4 protein-coding genes are annotated in these 5,698 nt (G+C 66.4%); all 4 read left to right on the forward strand.

Going from position 1 to position 5,698, the window contains the following annotated elements:
* The first annotated feature begins 777 nt into the window (after window positions 1-777).
* The gene (locus B5F19_RS16210; protein ID WP_087292632.1) at window positions 778-1,527 is read left to right on the forward strand and encodes an AAA family ATPase; all 750 of its coding nucleotides are present in this window, start codon (window positions 778-780) and stop codon (window positions 1,525-1,527) included.
* Window positions 1,528-1,558: 31 nt separating this feature from the next.
* Window positions 1,559-2,053, forward strand: coding sequence for a DUF3592 domain-containing protein (locus B5F19_RS16215; RefSeq protein ID WP_087292635.1), 495 nt, complete (start codon window positions 1,559-1,561; stop codon window positions 2,051-2,053).
* Between the two features lie 406 nt (window positions 2,054-2,459).
* The gene (locus B5F19_RS16220) at window positions 2,460-3,173 is read left to right on the forward strand and encodes an amino acid racemase (RefSeq protein ID WP_087292638.1); all 714 of its coding nucleotides are present in this window, start codon (window positions 2,460-2,462) and stop codon (window positions 3,171-3,173) included.
* Window positions 3,174-3,309: 136 nt separating this feature from the next.
* Window positions 3,310-5,457 carry a UDP-N-acetylmuramyl-tripeptide synthetase gene (gene murE / locus B5F19_RS16225; protein WP_242972858.1) on the forward strand — a complete coding sequence of 716 codons (2,148 nt, stop codon included), beginning with the start codon at window positions 3,310-3,312 and terminating at the stop codon, window positions 5,455-5,457.
* Window positions 5,458-5,698: the final 241 nt, after the last annotated feature.

Genomic DNA, 5,698 nt, shown 5'->3' on the forward strand with positions numbered 1-5,698 from the left:
TCTAAATTCCCACCGGGCCACTTCGTCGTCGCGGATTTCGTATCCCTCGCTTCGCCCGGACCGGGCAAAGCTCGCTCACTCCATCGCTCCTCCTCTCCAACGCAAACCCGCTACGCTGGGCTTTGCGTTGGGGGCCGCCTTCGGCGGCCTGTTGGACGGAAAATTTCGAATGGTGCGGTTCAAAAACTGCGCCTGGCTTTGCCGAGCCAACGCTACCGGCCCGTTCCCGCCGTAGGGGCGGCCTTTGGCCGCCCGCGGGCCGGTCTGGGACCGGCCCCTACGGAAAGACCGGAAAGTTTCCCATATTTCGTAGGGGCGGCACACGGGGCCGCCCGAGAACGGCCCGATGGGGGCATCGGGCCCTACAAAAGATCAAACGCACCTTCGGATACGCCGTAGGGGCGGGTGTCCTCACCCGCCCGCCGGTCCCCTGAGCCAAACTTGAGCCCCACCCACGCAAAAGGCGCGCTTTCCACCGATAGAAGAAACACCCAAAGGTTACCGGACCCTCAGCGGCAGCGGTAATAGAAGGGAGACCAGTCAGCTGAGCCACCCGCGCCTTTGCGATCATTGCTGAGGCAGCCTAATTGGCGGCCCCCGTAAAATTGGGGTCCAGGGGGCGGGCGAATATGGGCACGTGAGTGCCCATCCTGAGCCTGCCCCTTGGTGCCTCTTTGGTTACTTTCTGGGCACATCCAGAAAGTAACCCGCCCCGCGGGGCGGAACCTCCCGCCGCCGGGCGGCGAAATCCCCCGCTGAAAAAGGAAGGTGATCCCATTGCCACGCCGCTACATCGACCGCATCTACCTGCGCGAGCCCGTCCCGGCGGACAGCTACCTGTCGGCCCTCCCGGCGGTGCGGGCTCTGGGGGACCGGGAGCACCCCCTCCTCTTTCCCGCCGGCGTGACCTTTCTGGTGGGGGAGAACGGCACGGGCAAGTCCACCCTGCTGGAGGCCGTGGCTGTGGCCTGCGGCTTCAACGCCGAGGGGGGCACCCGGAACTTCGACTTCTCCACCCGGGCCACCCACTCCCCCCTCCATGAGTACCTCACCGTGGGGAGGACGGCCTACCCCCGGGACGGCTTCTTCCTCCGGGCGGAGAGCTTTTACAACGTGGCCACCAACATCGACGAGATGGATGAAACGATCCCCGGGCCACGGCTCATCGACAGCTACGGCGGGGTGTCTCTCCATAAGCAGTCCCACGGGGAGAGTTTTCTCGCCCTGGTGGAGCACCGCTTCGGGGGCGATGGCCTCTACCTGCTGGACGAGCCGGAGGCCGCCCTCTCCCCCACCCGGATGATGTCCCTGCTGGTGCTCATGCGCAATCTGGTGAAGAAACACTCCCAGTTCATCATCGCCACCCACTCCCCCATTCTGATGGCCTACCCGGGGGCGTGCATCTATCAGCTCTCTCAGGACGGCATTGACCGGGTAGCCTACCGGGATACGGAGCACTACCAGCTCACCAGGCGGTTTTTAGAGGCCCCGGAGCGGATGATAGAGCTGCTGTTCCGGGAAGAATAGGACTGACACAGAAACTGAGAGGAGGGCCGCCATGCGTCCGCCGGACTCAATTTCCGCCCTGCGTGCCATGACGTTCGGACTCCTGGGCGCCGCCTTTGTGGCGGCCGGCACGCTGTACGGATGTCTGGGCGTCTCCATCCGGGGGGCGGCCTCGTCCTGGGCCTTCCTGCCCATTGGGGTGGTGTGCCTGCTCGTCGGTCTGGTGTGCGCCCTGGCGGTCCGGCGGCGGCGCGGGCGGGAGGGGCGGCTCCAGTCCGCCGGAACCGCCGTGCCGGGCACCATCGTTCAGGTGCGCCGCCATAGTTTCATCCGCTGGGAGCGGGAGAGCTTCTCCAGCTGGCCGGGCCAGGGCTCCCCCTGGAGCGTCCGATGCACCTATGAGTACGGGGGCCGGACCTACGGGGTGGACAGCGGCCTTCTGTGGAAGGAACCCGCCCCGGGGCTCCAGCACCCCACCGTCTATGTGGACCCCGGCCGCCCCAAGCGTGCCTGGGTGGACCCGGATACCATCGTCCTGCTGGCGTAGACGAGGGCGCGGGCGGGTGAGGACGCCCGCCCCTAGGGAGGGTCCCGTTTCCCTCGTAGGGGCCGGTCCCAGACCGGCCCGCCAGGATTCGCACCGGGAGCGTTGGCTGAGAAAAGCCAGGCGCAGGTGTGGAACCGCGTCGGCTGCAATCTTTGCACACCCAGGGCCCGGTGGCCCGGATTGAATGGCGAAAAGGCACTCAGATTTTGCGCGCCGGAAAGATTCTGCCTGCCCCAAGGGGTAACCCCCGTAATGGGGTCCGGGGCCGACTCCCCCTGTCAGGGGGAGATGTCGCGTAGCGACAGAGGGGATAGGGTAGGCGACTATGAGCACGAAGCGCTCATCTGGAGCCGTCCCCGGTGGCGAAACTCTCCCCCAATGACAAATAAAGAAGGAGCTCGGTACTATGTCAGATTACCGTCTCGGCGTTCTGGGCGGCATGGGCCCCCAGGCCACCAACACCTTTTACCAGTATATCATCGACCGCACGGCGGCCCGCACCGACCAGGAGCACATCTCCATGCTGATCTTCTCCGACAACGGGGTCCCCGACCGCACGGCGGCGATCTTGTCCGGGGAGGAGGAGCCGGTGTACGACCGCCTGCTGTACGGCGCCAAGCTGCTGGAGCAGGGGGGCTGTACCGCCATCGCGGTGCCCTGCAACACCGCCCACTACTTCCTGGACAAGGTGCAGGAGCAAATCTCCATCCCCATCCTCCACATGGTGCGGGAGGCCTGCCAGGTCCTGGCCAGCCGGGGCTGCCACTACCCCGGCGTGCTGGGCACCGACGGCACGATCCAGACGGGCATTTACCAAAAGGAACTCATCGCCCTGGGCATGGAGCCCAGAGTCCCCTCCCCCGAGGCCCAGAAAAAAGTGATGTCTATCATCTATGACGACATCAAGGCGGGCAAGGCGGGGGACCCGGAGAAATTCGCCGTGGTCCACCAGGATCTGGAGGAGCAGGGGTGCGACTGTGCCATCCTGGCCTGCACCGAGCTGTCGGTGTTCTCCAGCCAGCACCACCTGTCCCCCTTCTACCTGGACGCCATGGCGGTGCTGGCCGAGCGGTCCATCCAGGCCTGCCACGGACCTCTGCGCCGTATTTTCACAAAGTAGGGGAACCCCTAATTTCAGAGAAAGACAGCCCAGGCCCCAGTGAGAAGGCCGGGGCCCACAGCTGGAAGCGCGCCCTCTCCCCGGAGGGGCTCCGGGACCTGCTGCGAAATCAACGAAAAACAAGAGGTGACGCCCCATGGCACATACATTGAACGACTATTTGACCCTTCTGGAGCGGGAGGGCCTGTTGGCCGCCCCCGTCCCCGCGGACCTGGACCGGGAGCAGCCCATTGCCCTGGTGTCCTGCGACTCCCGCACGGTGGTGCCCGGCACCCTCTTTGTGTGCAAGGGAGCCCACTTCAAGGCGGAGTTTCTGGACATGGCCCAGAGCCGGGGGGCGGTGGCCTACGCCAGTGAGAAGCGCTGGCCGGACTCCCCCCTGCCCTGCATCCTCCTGTCCGACCTGCGCCGGGCCATGGCCCTTATGGCCGACCTGTGTTATGACCACCCCTCCGGGAAACTGAAGGTAATCGGTTTCACCGGCACCAAGGGCAAGTCCTCGGCCACCTACTATTTAAAGTCGGTGCTGGACGCGTACCGCTCCCGCCAGGGCAAGGGGGAGACGGGGGTCATCTCCTCCATCGACACCTACGACGGGGCGGAGCGCTTTGAGTCCCACCTGACCACTCCGGAGCCCCTGGACCTCCAGCGGCACCTGGCCCACGCCGCACAGGCGGGGCTGGAGTACCTGACCATGGAGGTGTCCAGCCAGGCGCTGAAGTACCACCGCTCCCTGTGTACGGAATTTGCCGCCGCCTGTTTTCTCAACATCGGCTACGACCACATCTCCCCCATCGAGCACCCGGATTTCCAGGACTACTTTACCTCCAAGCTGAAAATTTTCGGCCAGGCCCAGGTGAACTGCGTCAACCTGGACTGCGATCACGCCCCCGAGGTGCTCGCCGCCGCCCAGGCCGCCGGGAAGCCGGTGATCACCTTCTCCCAAAAGAATCCCCAGGCGGACGTGTACGCTTCCTCGGTGCGCAAAGAGGACGGCCAGACGGTGTTCCAGGTGCGCACCCCCTCCTATGAGCGGGAGTTACGGCTGACCATGCCCGGACTGTTCAACGTAGAGAACGCCCTGGGGGTCATCGCCGTGTGCGAGGCCCTGCACATCCCCGACTGGGCGGTGTACGACGGCCTGGTGCGGGCCCGGGTGCCCGGGCGGATGGAGGTGTTCTCCAACGCCGACGGCAGCGTCCAGGCCATTGTGGACTACGCCCACAACCGCCTGTCCTTCGAGACCCTGTTCCGCTCGGTGCGGGAGGAGTACCCCGGCCGGAATATGGCCATCGTCTTCGGCTGCCCCGGCAAGAAGGCCTTCGACCGCCGCCACGACCTGGGGGAGGCCGCCGGGCAGTGGTGCGACCGGGTCTACCTCACCGAGGAGGACAGCGGCGAGGAGGACACCCTGGCCATCTGCCGGGAGATCGCCCCCAACGTGGAGAAGGAGGGCTGTCCCGTCCAGATCATCCCCAACCGGGGGGAGGCCATCCGCCGGGCGGTGCTGGACAGCCAGTGGCCCTCCATCCTGCTGCTCACCGGCAAGGGGCGGGAGACCCGCCAAAAGCGGGGCGTCGAGTATATCGACACCCCCACCGACGTAGAGTATGTACAGGCCTTCCTCCAGGAGTTCGACCTGATCCACCGGCTGGACCCCGCCTCCCCCGCCAAGGCCGCCCTGTCCGTCCTGCCCGCCCTGGAGGAGCGCCAGGGGGAGACATGGGTGGTCTATGCCCCGCCGGAGGGGCTCTCCGCCCTGCTGGACGGGCCCGCCCTGGCCCGGGCGGGGGCCCGGGTGGTGCTGGTGCGCCCCCAGGGAGGCGAGCTGCCCCCCGCCCTGTCCGGCTCCGGGGTGGCCCTGTCCGCCGGGGACGGCGGCCTCCTGAAGCGCACGGACACGGGCATCAACGTGCGGCCCAAGGTGCTGGACACCCTGCTGGCCGGGGGCTTCCTGCCCGTCCTCACCGGCAGCGGCGAGGAGGCGGCGGCGGTGGCCCAGGCCATGAAGGCCGACCGCCTGGTCCTCTTTGTGGACGGCGAGCCCTCCCTGGCCCTGGGGGAGGACCGGCAGGTGGAGCTGCTCCACATGAACCTGATCAAGGCGGACGAGCTGCTGAAAGAGGGGGCCTTGCCCAAGCCCACCGCCGACGCGCTGAAACTGGCCTGCCGGGGGGCCGAGGGGGGCGTGAAGAAAAATGTCCTCCTGCCTGCCGGAGAGGAGCATGTGCTCCTGCTGGAGGCCCTGGGGCAGCGGGTGATGGGGGTCTCTGTGACGCCGTAAACTTCCCTCTTTCCTTTTACAAAATTTGTCCCGGCAGCAGGAGGGCAGGATTTCGCCGCTGCGGCGGCGAGTGACTTTCCCAGCGATGGGAAAGTCACCAAAGGATCGCCGGGGGGTGCGCATGCCAAGAAGGCACCCTCATCCGTCTGGCCTCCGGCCAGACACCTTCCCCCTTTGAGGGGGAAGGCTTGAGCGGGCGGGTCTGGGACCCGCCCCTACGGCGAATGACGAAAACGGTTTC

Origin of the sequence: Pseudoflavonifractor sp. An184, from assembly GCF_002160305.1 — a bacterium.
GTDB classification, from domain to species: Bacteria; Bacillota; Clostridia; order Oscillospirales; family Oscillospiraceae; genus Lawsonibacter; species Lawsonibacter pullicola.